The sequence below is a fragment of the Candidatus Fusobacterium pullicola genome, from assembly GCA_018883725.1.
GTDB classification, from domain to species: Bacteria; Fusobacteriota; Fusobacteriia; order Fusobacteriales; family Fusobacteriaceae; genus Fusobacterium_A; species Fusobacterium_A pullicola.
Genome location: JAHLFN010000076.1, coordinates 83,623 through 99,509, shown reverse-complemented (window position 1 = coordinate 99,509; position 15,887 = coordinate 83,623). Strand labels below are relative to the sequence as shown.

General features: G+C 31.8%; 22 protein-coding genes. 21 read left to right on the top strand and 1 reads right to left on the bottom strand.

Annotated features, from left to right (window positions below):
* Positions 1–372 precede the first annotated feature (372 nt).
* The 19 genes from IAA47_08970 (at position 373) to IAA47_08880 (ending at position 14,212) form a co-directional block, all read left to right on the top strand.
* Positions 373–960 carry a phage scaffolding protein gene (locus IAA47_08970; protein MBU3843093.1) on the top strand — a complete coding sequence of 196 codons (588 nt, stop codon included), beginning with the start codon at positions 373–375 and terminating at the stop codon, positions 958–960.
* 17 nt (positions 961–977) lie between these two features.
* On the top strand, positions 978–2,168 hold the full coding sequence (locus tag IAA47_08965; GenBank protein MBU3843092.1) for a phage coat protein: 1,191 nt from the start codon (positions 978–980) through the stop codon (positions 2,166–2,168).
* 8 nt (positions 2,169–2,176) lie between these two features.
* Positions 2,177–2,569: a hypothetical protein gene (locus IAA47_08960; GenBank protein ID MBU3843091.1), complete on the top strand. Its 393-nt coding sequence runs from the start codon at positions 2,177–2,179 to the stop codon at positions 2,567–2,569.
* Positions 2,563–2,919 carry a hypothetical protein gene (locus tag IAA47_08955; protein ID MBU3843090.1) on the top strand — a complete coding sequence of 119 codons (357 nt, stop codon included), beginning with the start codon at positions 2,563–2,565 and terminating at the stop codon, positions 2,917–2,919. The genes IAA47_08960 and IAA47_08955 overlap by 7 nt, the downstream gene beginning before the upstream one ends.
* The gene (locus IAA47_08950; GenBank protein ID MBU3843089.1) at positions 2,919–3,341 is read left to right on the top strand and encodes an HK97 gp10 family phage protein; all 423 of its coding nucleotides are present in this window, start codon (positions 2,919–2,921) and stop codon (positions 3,339–3,341) included. Before IAA47_08955 ends, IAA47_08950 begins: the two co-directional genes overlap by 1 nt.
* Entirely contained in the window at positions 3,334–3,750 is a 417-nt protein-coding gene (locus IAA47_08945) for a hypothetical protein (GenBank protein MBU3843088.1), read from the top strand. The genes IAA47_08950 and IAA47_08945 overlap by 8 nt, the downstream gene beginning before the upstream one ends.
* The gene (locus tag IAA47_08940) at positions 3,750–3,938 is read left to right on the top strand and encodes a hypothetical protein (GenBank protein MBU3843087.1); all 189 of its coding nucleotides are present in this window, start codon (positions 3,750–3,752) and stop codon (positions 3,936–3,938) included. Before IAA47_08945 ends, IAA47_08940 begins: the two co-directional genes overlap by 1 nt.
* Complete coding sequence (locus tag IAA47_08935; GenBank protein MBU3843086.1) at positions 3,938–5,245, top strand: phage tail sheath family protein; 1,308 nt, start codon at positions 3,938–3,940, stop codon at positions 5,243–5,245. Before IAA47_08940 ends, IAA47_08935 begins: the two co-directional genes overlap by 1 nt.
* Before the next feature lie 16 nt (positions 5,246–5,261).
* On the top strand, positions 5,262–5,741 hold the full coding sequence (locus tag IAA47_08930) for a phage tail tube protein (protein ID MBU3843085.1): 480 nt from the start codon (positions 5,262–5,264) through the stop codon (positions 5,739–5,741).
* Positions 5,742–5,756: 15 nt separating this feature from the next.
* A complete protein-coding gene (locus IAA47_08925; protein ID MBU3843084.1) occupies positions 5,757–6,170 on the top strand; it encodes a hypothetical protein in 414 nt (137 codons plus the stop codon).
* Between the two features lie 214 nt (positions 6,171–6,384).
* The gene (locus IAA47_08920; GenBank protein ID MBU3843083.1) at positions 6,385–6,846 is read left to right on the top strand and encodes a hypothetical protein; all 462 of its coding nucleotides are present in this window, start codon (positions 6,385–6,387) and stop codon (positions 6,844–6,846) included.
* 57 nt (positions 6,847–6,903) lie between these two features.
* Positions 6,904–8,979, top strand: a complete 2,076-nt coding sequence (locus tag IAA47_08915; GenBank protein ID MBU3843082.1) for a tape measure protein — start codon at positions 6,904–6,906, stop codon at positions 8,977–8,979.
* Entirely contained in the window at positions 8,979–9,641 is a 663-nt protein-coding gene (locus IAA47_08910) for a LysM peptidoglycan-binding domain-containing protein (GenBank protein MBU3843081.1), read from the top strand. Before IAA47_08915 ends, IAA47_08910 begins: the two co-directional genes overlap by 1 nt.
* Positions 9,634–10,596: a hydrolase gene (locus tag IAA47_08905; GenBank protein ID MBU3843080.1), complete on the top strand. Its 963-nt coding sequence runs from the start codon at positions 9,634–9,636 to the stop codon at positions 10,594–10,596. Before IAA47_08910 ends, IAA47_08905 begins: the two co-directional genes overlap by 8 nt.
* The gene (locus tag IAA47_08900; protein ID MBU3843079.1) at positions 10,593–11,015 is read left to right on the top strand and encodes a DUF2577 domain-containing protein; all 423 of its coding nucleotides are present in this window, start codon (positions 10,593–10,595) and stop codon (positions 11,013–11,015) included. The genes IAA47_08905 and IAA47_08900 overlap by 4 nt, the downstream gene beginning before the upstream one ends.
* On the top strand, positions 11,015–11,422 hold the full coding sequence (locus IAA47_08895) for a DUF2634 domain-containing protein (protein ID MBU3843078.1): 408 nt from the start codon (positions 11,015–11,017) through the stop codon (positions 11,420–11,422). The genes IAA47_08900 and IAA47_08895 overlap by 1 nt, the downstream gene beginning before the upstream one ends.
* Positions 11,422–12,489 (top strand): baseplate J/gp47 family protein, encoded by a 1,068-nt coding sequence (locus tag IAA47_08890; GenBank protein ID MBU3843077.1) that lies wholly within the window; start codon positions 11,422–11,424, stop codon positions 12,487–12,489. The genes IAA47_08895 and IAA47_08890 overlap by 1 nt, the downstream gene beginning before the upstream one ends.
* Positions 12,476–13,096: a YmfQ family protein gene (locus IAA47_08885; protein MBU3843076.1), complete on the top strand. Its 621-nt coding sequence runs from the start codon at positions 12,476–12,478 to the stop codon at positions 13,094–13,096. Before IAA47_08890 ends, IAA47_08885 begins: the two co-directional genes overlap by 14 nt.
* Positions 13,097–14,212, top strand: coding sequence for a phage tail protein (locus IAA47_08880; GenBank protein ID MBU3843075.1), 1,116 nt, complete (start codon positions 13,097–13,099; stop codon positions 14,210–14,212).
* A gap of 11 nt (positions 14,213–14,223) precedes the next feature.
* On the opposite strand, the gene IAA47_08875 is transcribed toward IAA47_08880, so the two are convergent.
* Complete coding sequence (locus IAA47_08875; GenBank protein ID MBU3843074.1) at positions 14,224–14,526, bottom strand: hypothetical protein; 303 nt, start codon at positions 14,524–14,526, stop codon at positions 14,224–14,226.
* Between the two features lie 128 nt (positions 14,527–14,654).
* Between IAA47_08875 and IAA47_08870 the strand changes: the two genes are divergently transcribed.
* A complete protein-coding gene (locus IAA47_08870; protein MBU3843073.1) occupies positions 14,655–15,431 on the top strand; it encodes a hypothetical protein in 777 nt (258 codons plus the stop codon).
* A gap of 18 nt (positions 15,432–15,449) precedes the next feature.
* A complete protein-coding gene (locus IAA47_08865) occupies positions 15,450–15,887 on the top strand; it encodes a lysozyme (GenBank protein MBU3843072.1) in 438 nt (145 codons plus the stop codon).

Here is a 15,887-nt window from a genome sequence, read left to right as displayed (position 1 = left end):
AGAAATGGAAGAACCTCAATATACAAATGAATATCAAAGACAGCTTTTAGCTATTCAAATGTCTCATATGATTGGTTATTATAATACGTTATTAGCTAGAATAGACAATGATAAAAACATAAAAAAAGAGGCGTAAAAATGGGAGAAATTTTTGCTTTTATCAATCATGAAAGATGGTACAAAATAGGGTGGGGAACTTATGCTAGTGGTATTCCTTGCTCTTTTTTATATAGAACTAAAAGGAGATGAGAGAAATGACACCAGCAGGATATTTTTTTATAGGACTTGTAATAGGACTAGGAATTGGCTTTATTTGGGGAACTATAAGAGAAAGAAAGGGTATGAATAAAAAATAAAGAGGAGGAAAAATAAATGACTAAAGAGCAATTAGTAGCATTAGGACTTAAAGAGGAACTAGCTCTAAAAGTAGCTGGAGAATCTAAAAAAGAGTTAGAAGGATATGTGGAAAGAGCTAAATATTTAGAGCTAGAAACTGAAAAAAATCAACTAGCTGAGAGTAATAAGTCATTAATTAAGAATTTAGAGGAGGTGAAAAAGAATGTAGGAGATAATGAAGAACTTAAAAAGCAAATATCAGATATGCAAGAAACTCAAAAGTCTAAAGATAAGGAGTATGCTGAGAACATAGCAAAAATCAGATTAGATAATGCTTTAGATATAGCACTAATGAGTGCAGGAGCTAAAAATAATAAAGCAGTAAAAGCATTATTAAATTTAGATGGAGCAAAAATAGGAGAAGATGGGAAAGTTGTAGGACTTGATGAGCAATTAAAAGTTTTAAAAGCAGCAGCTGACTCATCTTTTTTATTTGAAGTAACACAAACACCTAAAGGTGGAAGTCCAGCAGGAAATCCTGAAAAGAAAGTTAATTTTAATGAGATGACTTATTCTCAAATGGAAAAATATTTAGCAGAAAATCCAGGAGCAAAAATAGATTAATTAAGGAGTGATGAATAATGGGAAAATTTGATGAAAAAAGTTTTAATGGACAAGCATTTGGAAAATATGTAGATAGAATACCTAATACAAAAAGAAATGAACTGATTAAATCTAAAGCTGTAAAAGGAAATGAGGCTATAAGATCAGTATTTAGTTCTCAAACAGGAACAGGATATGCTACTATTCCTTTCTATGGACTTTTAGATGGAGTTCCTGTAAACTATGACGGAAAAACAGATATTGAATCAACAAGAACAGAAACTTATGAAAGAGGAGTAGTAGTCATTGGTAGAGCTAAAGCTTGGACAGAAGGAGATTTTTCTTATGATATAACAGGTGGAGTAGATTTTATGGATAATGTTGCAGAGCAAATAGCTGAATATTGGGGAGAGATTGACCAAGCCACAATACTTTCTATTCTAAAAGGAATATTTGCAATGACTGGAAAAGAAAATCTTGAATTTGTAAATAATCATACATTAGATATTTCAAAAGAATCTATTGCTAAATCAGTGGTTGGGCCAGCTTCTTTAAATACAGCTATTCAAAAAGCATCTGGAGACCACAAACATAGATTTTCATTAGTTATTGTACATTCAGCAATTTCAACTAATTTAGAAAATTTAAAACTTTTGAACTATTTAAAATACACAGATAAAGATGGAATACAAAGAGATTTAGCATTAGGAAGTTGGAATGGAAGACTTGTATTAATTGATGACGGAATGCCTACAGAGATTAAAGAAACTTTATATGTGAGATGTTTAGCTACAGATGAAGGAGCTTTAAAAGTAGCAACTCCAGGAACAGGGCAAGGAGAAGTAGCAAAAGAAACAGTAGCAACAGTTATCTCTGATGTAAAAGATGGAGAATATGTACAACATATTCAAAATGCAGTAATCTATACATCATATATACTAGGAGATGGAGCTTTTGACTATGAAAATATAGGAGCTAAAGTTCCTGCAGAAATGGCTAGAGATCCTAAAACAAATGGAGGAGAAACTACACTTTATTCAAGACAAAGAAAAGTTTTTGCACCATATGGAATTTCTTATACTAAAAAATCTCAGGCTTCTAACTCTCCTACAGATGAAGATCTTGAAAATGGAACTAACTGGGAATTAGTAAATAATGGTTCTACTTCAAAGAAAAAATGTATTGCACATAAGACAATTCCTATTGCTAGAATCATCTCAAGAGGATAGTGATTAAGATGGCACTATATGATGATGTTGTTAATAGATTAGGGATGTTTAATTGTGAAGTAGCTGAAGAGCAAAAGAAAGCTATACAATACCTCATTAAAAAGACTTTGAGTAGTATTAATAATTATACTAATCAAAATTATAATGAGGAAAATATACCTTATGGAATTTATTATATAGTTGTGGATAAAGTTGCAGGAGAATATCTCCAAGCAAAAAGAGTTACTGGAAATTTAGAGGGGTATGATTTTACTCCTCTAATTAAAGATATTCAAGAAGGAGATACAAAGATAGGTTATTCTACTTCTCTTTCTCAAGCTGATTTAATAGATAAAGCTATTGATTTTTTAATTAATGGTAAAGATGAAGAACTTATTAAATATAGGAGATTAGCATGGTGAGAAAAAATCCTTTAGAAATACTTTATACTGATAGATGTGATATTTACAACTGGGAGTCAGTGAAAGACCCTACAACAAAAGTTACAGAACATAAAAAATTTTTAAGGTATGAAAATATACCATGTAGAATATCATTTAAAAGTATCACTTCTGTAAATCAAACTACCTATGAGCCTATAATATCTCAAGTTGTAAAACTTTTTCTTTCAAAAGATATAGAAGTTAGTGCTGGTTCTGAAATAATTGTATATAGAGATGAAAAAAGTTTTCTATATAAATGTTCTGGAATGCCTGCTAAATACTCAAATCATCAAGAAATTATATTACTTAATGCAGAGGAACATGCTTAATGGGAAGAGCGGTAAGAGTTAATATAAAGGGGTTGACAGAGTTAAAACAAAACTTAGTAGAGCAACAGAAACAGATAGATGACTACATAAGGCTATTAGCAAGCGATATAGCAGCTTTATTACTCAGAAAAGTTATTAAAAGAACTCCAGTAGGAGTTTATCCTCATAAAACAGGTGGAAATTTGAGAAGAGGTTGGACTGTTGGAGAAGTTGTTAAAACTAATAATGGGTATAAAGTAGAAGTGATTAACTCTGTAGAATATGCATCTTATGTTGAGTATGGGCACAGAACTAGAAATCATAAAGGGTGGGTTCCAGGTAGATTTATGTTAACTATATCAGAGAATGAAATAAGAGATAATTTAGAAAGTATTATCCAGAAAAGATTAAAAGTAATTTTGGAGAAGATGAAAAATGCTTAAAAAATTAATAATAGCTATAAATACAGTCTTAGAAAAAATAAATTCTGAGGCTGAAATTTATATAGAGGAAATTCCACAAGGTTTTAAAAAGCCATGTTTTTGTGTACAAGTATTAAATCCTGATGAAAAACAATTATTAGGAGATAGATATTTAAGAACTTATAATTTTTGTATTCAGTACTTTCCTAAAAAAGGATTATGGGAAAATGCAGAAATAGCAGAACTGTTACATAGAGCCTTAAATATGATAGATTTAGGAAATGAAAATTATGTAAGAGGGATAAATCGTAGATATGAAATAGTGGAAAAGAATCTATACTATTTTGTTACTTATAGATTACATGTTAGAGATGTAGATACGGATGATAACTATATGGAAGAAATGCTATGTAAAGGAGGTATTAAATAATGGCTAAAGAGAAAACTGAGAAAGTAAAAACTACTGAGTCTAAATTTTCAAAAGAGCAGTTGCTAAAAAGTAAAAAGTATTCTAATAGAAAAGACTTATTAGGAGTCTTATTAGAAGATGACAAAGAATATACTTTTATTGAAGTAGATACAATAATAGATAAATTTATGAAAAGAGGTGTTAAATAATGGCTAATGGTGGAGGAACATTTTTAAGTTACAACAAAGTTTTACCTGGATCATATATTAACTTTGTTAGTGCAGCAAGAGCTACTGTAAATATATCTGATAGAGGTTTTGCAGCTATAGCTATGGAATTAGATTGGGGAGTAGAGGGAGAGATCTTTACTGTAGAAAATGGAGATTTTCAAACTGATACCCTAAAGATATTTGGGTATGATTACACCCATGAAAAAATGAAACCTTTAAGAGATTTATTCATGAAAGCTCAAACAGTATATATGTATAGGCTAAATGGTGGAGGGACTAAGGCAGCTAATACCTATGCTACAGCCAAATATAGTGGAACTAGAGGGAATGATATTACTATAATAGTTAAAACTAATGTAGATGAGGAGAGTAAAAAAGATGTAACGACAATGATAGGTGATATCAAAGTAGACGTTCAAACAGTAACCAACTCTTCAGAACTTATAAGTAATGACTATGTAGATTTCAAAACATCAGAGTTAACAGAAACAGCTGGAGAAAAATTAACAGGTGGAACAAATCTTGTTAGTGTAACAGGAACTCAGCATCAAGAGTTTTTAGATCTACTAGAATCTTATAGCTTTAACGTTGTGGGATGTACAGCTAAAGACTCAATTATCCAAAAGTTATATATTAACTGGACTAAGAGAATGAGAGATGAAGTTGGAGTGAAATTTCAATGCGTAGTCTATAGAGAAGCTGCTGATTATGAAGGAGTTATCAATCTTCAAAATAAAGTTTCAGATGATGGAGCCCCTGAAAATGTATTAGTTTATTGGTTAACTGGAGCTGAAGCAAGTTGTGCTGTAAATGCTACTTTAACTAATACTAAGTATGATGGAGAGTATACTATTGATACTAAATATACTCAATCACAGTTAGAGGCAGGAATAAAAGCTGGCCAATTATTATTTCATAATAATGCTGGAGAACCTTATGTTTTAACTGATATAAACTCTCTAACAACTATCACAGTAGAGAAAAATGATGATTTTACATCTAACCAAGTTGTAAGAGTGTTGGACCAAATAGGAAATGATATAGCTTTATTATTTAATAAAAAACATTTAGGGCACACTAGAAATATTGAAAGCGGTAGAGAAGCATTATGGAAAGATATAGTGGCCCATCATGAGGAATTAGAAAGAATACAAGCATTGGAAAATTTTGATCCTAAAGCTGTAACAGTGGAAAAGGGACCTACTAAAAAATCGGTAATAGTTAATGACCCTGTTACTCCAGTAGCTTGTATGGAGATATTATATATGACAGTAGTGGTATCGTAGGAAGGAGAGAGTTTAAATGCCAGAAGGAAAATTAACAATGTTAAGTAAAGATGCAATAGCTGGAGTATTTGGGGAATGCTATGCTACTATTGATGGTACTAGATATAATTTTATGACAGCTATTAAGTTTGAAGCTAAATACACAAAGAATAAGTCTAAACTACCTATTCTCGGAAGAGTTAACAAAGGAAATAAAGCAACCTCAGCAGAAGGTACAGGAACTATGACTATGCATTATAACACCAGTGTAATGAGAGAGATATTAGAGAAATATCAAAATACTGGAGAGGATCTGTACTTTGATATTGAAGTAGCTAATGAAGATCCAAATTCGGCAGCTGGAAGACAAGCTGTATTGATTCAAGGTTGTAACCTTGATGGTGGGGTTATAGGGCAATTTGATGCAAATGGAGAATACCTGGAAGAGGAAGTATCTTTTACTTTTGAAAAATGGGTACTCAATAAAAAGTTTAATATTTTAGATGGAATGGTATAGAGGAGTTGAAAATAAATGAATTTTAATAGTTTTTTTAAGCAAAATGCTAAAGTAGTAGAAAATAAGAAGATCACTATTTCAGAAAGATTTATCAAGGAAAGTGGAGAAACTGAACTATTTGAAATAAGAGCTATCTCAGCTCAAGATGACCAATTACTTAGAGAAAATTGTACTATTATAAAAGATATCAATGGGCAAAAACTACCAATGTTAGATGGTAATAAATACCAGGCAATGTTATGTGCTGCTTGTGTAGTTTATCCTGACTTAGGTAACGCTGAATTACAAGATAGTTATGGTGTAAAAACTAAGCAGGATTTATTAAAATCAATGTTGTTACCAGCTGAGTTTCAGGACTTAGCAACTGAGGTTAATAAAGTCAATGGTTTTAAAACTTTGGGAGAATTAACTAAAGAAGCAAAAAACTAATAAAAGCAGGTGATGGTGAGGCTAACATAGCTTACTATTGCCTGCACAAATTACATATAAGACCTAAAGAATATTTAGAGATGAGTAATGAGGAAAAAGCTTTTGTAATTGCAGCTATTCAAATAAGACTTGAGAAAGAAAATAAATAATTATTGACTTTTTATTCTTTTTTTACTATAAATAGAGGTATAGAAAATGATGGAGGGAAATATCTATGAAAAAAATACTTATTTTATGTTTTTTTACTCTGAGTTTTATATGTTTTGCTGTAAAAGACATTCCTGCTGATGGTAAATATAAGGGATATAGAAAATTAATAGAACATGAGTTTGAGAAAAAATATGACCTATATTTTAAAGTAGAAAACAATAACGGGATTGTTAGTGAGGAAATGAAAGTAATCCCTCTTTATCCAGGTGTTAATTTAAAAGAAAAAATAACTATAGTATTCCCGAACGGAGAAAAAAGAGTTGCTACTAGAGAAAATTGGTATAAAGTTTTCAGAAATTTAGACATGGATTATGGAATTGGGAGAGTTCTTTCTGAAGAGAAATTGTATGATGAATGGGTTGAGTTAGAGCGTGATGGAGATGCTGAACGGATTTTAAAAAAATATATTCAAGAAGAGTATTATCCTAAAATAGGGGTGGAACCAATCAGAAATAGATTTTTATAAGGTGTATGCACTTGAGAATTAAAATTCTCGGGTGCTTTTTTTATTGGAGGTGATAAGGTGGCTACAATAGAAAGTTCAATAATGCTTATAGATGGCATGAGTAAACCTCTCAACAACATAGTAGGAGCTATTAATACTACAATAGCAGCTTTACAAGGAGTAAACAATGCTAATGTAAATATTGACACCACTAGATTAACAAATGCCTCTCAAATGATAACAGACGCAGGAGCAGAGTTAGTAAGAATAGAGCAAGAGATACAAAATCAAATTAATAACAATACAAATGGGCAAAATAGATTTAATCAAAGTCTTGCAAGAGGTGTTAAAGAAAGTGACGGGTTATTATCTAAAATTAGTAGAGTGGCAGCAGCTTATGTAGGACTACAAACTCTAAGAGGAGCTATAAACCTTTCTGATAGTTTAACACAAACTACTGCTAGATTAGATTTAATGAATGATGGTAATCAAACTACTAGTGAACTTCAAGCAATGATATTTCAATCAGCTCAGAATAGTAGAGGAGATTCATTAGGAACTATGGATAGTATCTCTAAAATGGGACTTATGGCAGGAGATGCCTTTTCCTCTAACACTGAACTTATTGGTTTTATGGAGTTAATAAACAAACAATTTAAGATATCAGGTACAAGTGCTGAGGGAGTTAGTGCAGCTATGCTACAATTAACTCAAGCTATGGGAGCTGGAGCTTTGAGAGGAGAGGAATTAAATTCTATACTAGAACAAGCACCATTAATAGTTAGAAATATAGCTAACTATATGGAAGTTCCAGTAGGACAGATAAAAGACCTTGCATCTCAAGGCAAAATTACATCTGAAGTAGTTAAAAACGCTATGTTTAATGCTGCTACTCAAATAAATAATCAATTTGAGAGTATCCCATTAACTTTTACAGATATAATTAGTAGTATAAAAGGCCAAGTTATTCAAGGATTTATCCCTATCTCTAATCAAATTTCTCAAGTATTAAACTCTGAAAATTTTAAAAATTTTACAAATAGCATTGTTACAAGTATAGGCCAAATTATGGCAATATCTCAACAGGGATTGAATATTATAGTTGGGTTAGGTAGTATTATTTATGATAATTGGGGGGTGATATCTCCAATATTAAAAACAGTTACGGCATTAATGGGAGTTTATACAACTGCTATTGGGGTTAATACTCTAGTTACTAAAGCTATGGGATTAGCTCAATTAGGAAGTGCTTTGGCAATGACTATTTATAATGCGGCTACTGGAAAATCTATAGCTTTAACTCATCAGCAAACATTAGCCCAATGGGGATTGAATAGTGCTATATTAGCAAATCCAATAGTTTTAGTTGTAAGTGGTGTAGTTGCAGCATTATATTTAGGAGTAGCAGCCTTTAATCATTTTGCAGGTACTTCAGTATCAGCTACAGGAATAATAGTAGGAGCTTTCTATGCTATTGGTGCTGTAATCCATAATGTGATTGGAGCTGTTTATAATGCAACTCTTCAATTAGGAAGTTCAGTTTATAATTATATAGCTGGAATAGTAGAATTTATAGGAAATGTTTTTACACATCCAATAACTGCTATCAGTAATTTATTCTTAGATTTTACCAACTTTATTATAGATCAATTAAAAGTTATCGGGAGAATAACAGATACAATACTGGGAACTAGTGTATCTGATACGTTAGGGGAGATTCAAAATTCCTTAAATACTTTTGTTTTAGATAAAGTTGGAGAAAATTCATTTAAGGTAGAAAGAAAAGATTTTTCAGAAATGATGGTGGACTATAAAGACCCTTGGCAAGCAGCAAAAAATGGATATAATGCTTGGGATAATTTTTCTTTAACTGATACTATCCAGGAGAAAAATCAAGAACTACTGGGCCAAATAGCAACAAATACTGAAGCTATTGTAGATAACTTAGACTTAACAATAGAAGAGATTAAATATATGAGAGATTTAGCTGAAATGGAAGTTATCAACAGATTTACTACTGCTGAAATAAAAGTTGAGGTTGGCGGAATTACTAACCAAGTTAATAATTCTATGGATGTTGAAAGTATTTATTCAAATATCAGTGATAAATTGAGAGAAACTGTTTCAGTAGTAGCTGAGGGGGTGTATGATTAATGCTATTAAAAAATGGATACGCGTTTTATATCGACGGGGTGTTATTCCCTATTACCCCTCAAAGAATGAATATTAAATTCAAAAATAGAAATAGGACTGTAACTCTTGTGAATGAGGGAGAATTTAATATATTGAAAGAGTCTGGATTACAAGAGATATCTTTTGATGCTTGTATTCCAGCTGTTAAATATCCCTTTGCTCAATATTTAGGTGGGATATTTTTACCTATTGTTTACTACATCGAACTAATAAAAAAGCTAAAGAACTCTAAAAAACCTTTTAATTTTGTAATAATTAGAGAAGGTAGTATTGGGGTATTGGGATATAGTCATTGCATGAAGGTATCATTAGAAGATTTTCAAATAAAAGAAGATGCTGACGAAGGAAGAGATGTAATAGTATCTTTAAATCTAAAAGAGTATAAAGATAGTAATAGAGCTATAGTTAGTGCTATAAGTGGTGGATTAATAACTACTACAAAAGTAAGAGACAGTGCTTCTAAAACGATAGCTAAAACTTATACAGTTAAAGCTGGAGATACTTTGTATAATATAGCTAAAAAAGAGCTTGGAAACGGCTCTAGATACTTAGACTTAAAAACTTTAAATAATTTAGCAAATGCTAATAGCATAAAAGTGGGGCAGGTGTTAAGACTTGAATAATTTAGATATAGAATTAGGAATAAAAACTACAAATGGGGCAATAGCACCTGCTGTACTAGAGGGAGTAACTTGGACAACAGAAAGAAGAGGTGCTCCTGGAAAACTCACATTCAAGTGCTTATTTGATGAGAATAACATCTTTGAAGAGGGAGATTTAGTAACAGTTAAGTACAAAGGGCAAAAAGTTTTTTATGGATTTATCTTTACGATTAATAGAGATAAAGATAAAATACTCTCTGTCACTGCTTATGATCAACTTAGATATCTAAAAAATAAAGATGTCTATGAGTATAGAAATAAAAAAGCTAGTGAAGTAATAACCATGCTAGCTAATGACTTCCAATTACAACTTGGAGAAATAGAAGATACTAAATTTATTATTCCTAAAAGACTAGAAGATGGGGTATCACTGTTTGATATCATATTGACTGCTTTAGGAATAACACTTCAAAATACAAAAAAAATGTATGTTCTGTATGATGACTTTGGTAAATTGACGTTAAAAAATATTGAAAATATGAAATTAGATTTTATTGTTGATGCTTCAATGTCTCAAAATTTTTCTTATAAATCTAGCATAGAAAATAGTGCTAACACTGTAAAAATAGTTAAATCTGACAGTAATGCTGGAAAAAGAGAGATTTATATAGCTAAAGATTCAAGTAATATCAATAAATGGGGAGTTCTACAACACTATGACACCCTGGGAGAAAAAGAAAATGGAAAAATGAAAGCCGACGCATTATTACAGCTCCACAATAGAAAATTTAAAAGCTTAGATATAAAAAATATATTCGGAGATGTGAGAGTAAGGGCTGGAAGTAGTATCATAGTTGTTTTGGATTTAGGAGATGTAAAAGTAAGTAATTATATGTTGGTAGAAAGTGCTAAGCATATTTTCAATAACCAAGAGTATTTAATGAATTTAACGGTAAGGGGGGCAGATATTCAATGATAGATGCTATCAAAGAAGTAGTAGAAAAATTACTAGAAAGAAAAAAAATGACAAAACTAGAATTTGGAATAGTTGAAACTGTAAATCCTTTAACTGTTAGAGTAGAGGCTAAAAAACTTCTACAAGCTGAGGATCTAATACTTTCCCATCTTGTAAGAGATTATTACGTTGATATCACAGTTCAACACTCAACTGATAGTATACATGGATCATGGGATACTAGTCATGACCACCCTAATGTTGGTAAAAATGTGATACCGATTGATCACGAGCATGAATACACAGGTAGAAAAAAGATATTAATTCATAACGCACTATTAAAGGGAGAGAAAGTAATAATGATAAGGCAAGAGGGGGGACAAATTTACTATATCCTGGATAGAATTAATGATCCTACTGTTGAAGGAGAGTGGATATGATGTTACCTGTTAGAGAAAATGTATCTGTTGAAATTGTAGAAGAGAATAAAGTTATGACAACTAAAACTCATAAAATCCAGATGTTCGGGGATCGAATCTACGGAAAAATAGACGGGCTAAAAGCTATGGAACAGGCCTGTTTTAAAATATTAAATACTGAAAGATACGCTTATCTTATTTATTCGTGGAATTATGGAATCGAATTAAAAGATTTATTTGGAAAACCTAAGAGTTATTGCAAAGTAGTTTTAGAGGAAAGAATAAAGGAAGCATTGTTACAAGACAGTAGAGTTTTAGAAGTTTATAACTTTTCTTTCAAAGACTTAGCTCGTAGTGTATTAGCTGTAACATTTACTGTAAATACAATCTACGGAGAGATGAATTTAAGGAAGGAGGTACTGATCTGATGTTTGAGGATAAAACTTATGAAAAATTACTCGAAATAAAAATGAAAAATATCCCCAGTGATGTGGACAAAAGAGAAGGATCCATAGTTTATGACGCAGTAGCGGGGAACTCACTAGAAACAGCTCAGATGTATATAACTATTGGCGAATACTATAAAGAAACATTTGGTCACACAGCAAGTAGAGAAAATCTGATAAAAAGAGCTTCAGAAAGAGGTATATATCCTAAACCAGCAAGTGCAGGTGTGTATAAAGGAGTATTCAATGTACAAGTACCTTTAGGTAGTAGATTTAGCTTGAATGAATATAACTACATAGTTATAAAAAAACTTGATTCAGGAAGTTATGAATATCAGTTAGAATGTGAGACACTTGGAGAAGAGCCTAACGGAAACACAGGAACTTTGATTCCTATAGAATATATAGACGGACTGACATCCGCTGAGTTAACTGAAATACTGATCCCTGGAGAAGATGAAGAGGAGACAGAAAGTTTAAGGGCTAGATACCTGAACAGTTTTGATACCCAAGCATATGGTGGCAATATAAAAGATTATGAAGAGAAAACATTAGCCATAAGTGGAGTAGGATCAGTTAAAGTTACTCCAGTGTGGCAGGGTGGCGGAACAGTAAGACTTACTATTTTAGATAGTGAGTGTGACGAGGCCAGTAGTGCTTTAATTGAAAGAGTACAGGAGACAATTGATCCAACAAAGGATGGTACAGGTAAAGGGATAGCACCTATAGGGCACATAGTAACTGTTGATACACCTTTAAAAAAATCTATCCATATTACTACAAATTTAACTTTAGAAGATATAGAAGTGACTAACATTAAAGATGACATAGATAATGCATTAATGGATTATCTATTAGAACTTAGAAAGAATTGGGCAGCTTCTAATAAGATAGTAATAAGGATATCCCAAATAGAGACTAGAATATTAGCTATAAATAATAAAATAATAGACATAGGTAATACAAAAATTAATGGGAGAGAGGAAAATTTAGAAATAGATATCTACGAAATACCAGTGTGGGGAAGTGGAAATTATGAGAGTAATTGATGTTCTGAATTACTTGCCTGATTTTATGCAGGAATACAAAGAAATAAAATGTCTATTACAAATAGAAAATGAGGAGTTGCGAAAAGAGTATGAAGAGATTGAAAGGGCCTTTAGCAACTCTTTTATTTTTGGTACTGATAAGCAGGGAATAGCAATTTTTGAAAGTATGATGAAGATATATCCTAAATCTACTGATACTCTTCAAGAAAGACAAAATAGAGTGTATGCTAAATGGAATGCTGTTCTACCATATACTTGGAGATGGTTGGAGGAGTATTTAAGGGCTTATTTTAATAATGAATCTACTGTAGCGACACCTGTTTTATTTAATAATGATTATAGATTAGATGTTAGACTCGAGAAAGAAGAGCAATTCAATGAACATGATTATAGCCTTTTCAAAGAGTTAAGGGTTTTAATTCCAGCTAATTTAACCCTTAATATAGTAAATGTGATTCCGGAAAAAAGAGGAGATTTTTTTATAAAAAGTGCCGTAATTTACAAATTGAAAAAACAAATAGAGGATAAAGCGGTTGATACTGTTTCGACTGGAGAATACTTTATTAGAAGTGGTATTGTATATAAAATTAAAAAGGAGATGGTATAAATGGCATACAGAGGATTAACAACATCAGGAGCTAACTATTTAGCTACAAGACTTGCTCAAGAGCTGCCTGTTGAATTTACAAAAGTACAGATAGGAGCAGGTACACCAGCAGGAAATCCCGCTGATGTGACAGAGCTTCAAAACTATAAGTTGGATGCTAAAATTTTAAAAAAATCCCAAGAAAATAATACTGTAGAGATAACTATTCAAGTTGTAAATGACAATGTTGAACAAGGATTTTATCTTAAAGAAATAGGAGTATTCGTTAACGATGATACAGAAAAACTGTATTGGTACTGTAACGAGGACAATGCTCAATACATTCCAGCAAAAACAGACAGTGCTATAGCTTTTGAAATTGATATAAAAATGGAAGTAACAAATGTGGAGAGTCCTATTTTAAACTGGAGTGGGCAGGGAACATGGGTCAATAAAGACTATTTAGAGGAAGTTTTAAGAAATTACACTCCTAATACTAGACAAATGACTGCTGGAAAAGGATTAACTGGAGGAGGAAACTTTACTAGTGATAAAACTTTTAATGTAGTGAGTGCAAATGATGGAATAATCGTAAATGAGAACAACATACAGCTAAATCCGGTTGATGATCTATCAAATTCGAGTACAACAAGGGCTTTAGCAGCCAATCAAGGGCTTATTTTAGATAATAAAGACAAAGGAATTGTAGGAGGATATAATGGAAAATTTCCACTTACGAGTGCTACAAAAGGTAATATTTATTTATTAGAAAACACTCAAAAGTACTATATTTGTATTACAGATTATAACGGCTCTAAGCTTACTACACCGAACGCTAACTTTGAGGAATTGAGTGTATATACAAATCGAAGTAAATTAGATAATCTACCAAAAGAATTTGATTTCGGTTCAAATGCTATAAATGCCCCTTCTAATGGAACTGTTATAACTATAAATTTCAATAAAATTTTTTCGTCACCCCCAACAGTTGTAGCGGGAGAGGCTGGGTATTTTGCACAAACCTCTGTTGAAGTTACTTATAGGATTTACGATATAACAACTAGTTCGTTTAAAGTTGTGATTATTAAAAATGGTGCAACACACAGTCCTACAATATCTTGGATAGCTATGCTTTAATTCATTAAATTCTAAAGTTTAAGCAAAATTGGAAGTGTTAATATAGCTACCCAACCAAAGTTCGCACTATTATTTGAGCATCTTAATTTTATGTCACCATTTTCTATCCTAATATTTAGCGTGTCAATAGCATATTCAACAGCATCGTGATTATTGTATACTAATTTTCCTATGACAATAGGTTCATAAGTAATAGGAGTATTGATATTTAAACCTAAAAAAACAATTCCAGTATTTCCTGTTCTTCTTAAACTTGAATTTGAGGATAAGCATTGATGTGGAGATATTATATTAGTCCATTCTTGTTCTTGCAAATTATCTAAGAGGTAAGACTATCTAAAGATTGGGGGCAGAAAAGAGGAGCTATCACAGAGGTGTTGACACCTCTTTCTTTTTTTACGGAAAAAACCAATACTAAAAAAAAATTAAGGAGGCATAAATTATGTTAAGATTTTATACAAAAGAAAGAATATCAAGAGAAGTACACAGTATTAACCTTTCTAGAGAAGAGGCTGAGATAATACTAGAGGGAAACTTATTCAAAGATTGCCCCCAGTATAGCGATAGTAATGTTGTAATTATTGAAAGAGATACCGAGATGGGATCACCAACATGGGATAACAACGAACTTAGAGAGATGACAAGAGAAGAGGAGATACTGATATTAAACCTTACTGAGAAACTTATTGATGGTGAATATATTCAAGATGGTAGAGTTGTAAAAATTGAATATGATACAAGCTTAGGTTATCTAAAACCTACTTGGGACAAAGGGGAGCACGTATGGTATGAGGGGGCTACTGAAGAGGAATTACAAGAAAAGTATTATTCTATTATAAACACTTCAAAAGCCGAAATCCTTGAAAATGGGTACTTGTTCATAGATAACTCCGATGGGAAACATCAACAAAAGTGCAGAGATAAGGATCTAGCTCTTCTAGGTAACTGTATAGCAGCTCATGAAGATGCAACAAATTTTTCTCCTGAGGGAGCGTTAACAACTCTGTGGGCTTTCAATGATGGGGATGCTTTAGAAATGACATTACCAGAGTTAAAAAAATTAAGACTTCAAGGAGCTATGTTTGTTCAAACTATTTTCAATGTAGAGGCTCAATTAAAAACTCAAGAAAGCAACATAAAATTTACTAAAGCAGATTTTATAGAGTTAATAAATTCTAACTCAGATATAAAGTGCTGGCAAGAATTATCACAAATTTAAAAAAAGGGGATGGTGAAAATGAAAATTTCAGATAAAGGAATAGAATTTCTAATCAAAGAAGAAGGAGGAATAAAATTAAAAGCTTATAAATGCCAAGCTGGTATATGGACTATTGGAGTAGGACATACTGGAAAAGGTGTTAAAGAAGGAATGGAGATTACAAAAGAAAAAGCTATTGAGCTTTTAAAAGGCGATTTAAGACGTTTTGAAAATGTAGTCAATAAAAGTATCAAATACCCTATTGAGCAACATAAATTTGATGCACTGGTGAGCCTAGCTTTTAACATAGGGTGTGCAGCTTTCTCAAACTCAACCGTAGTTAAGAAAATAAATACGGGAGCAAAAATGTGTGAGGTAGAAGAAGCTTGGAAGATGTGGAGAAAAGGGGGAGGAAAAGTATTACCAGTTTTAGTTGCGAGAAGAGGCAGAGAGATAAAGCTATACAGAGGTGAGTGA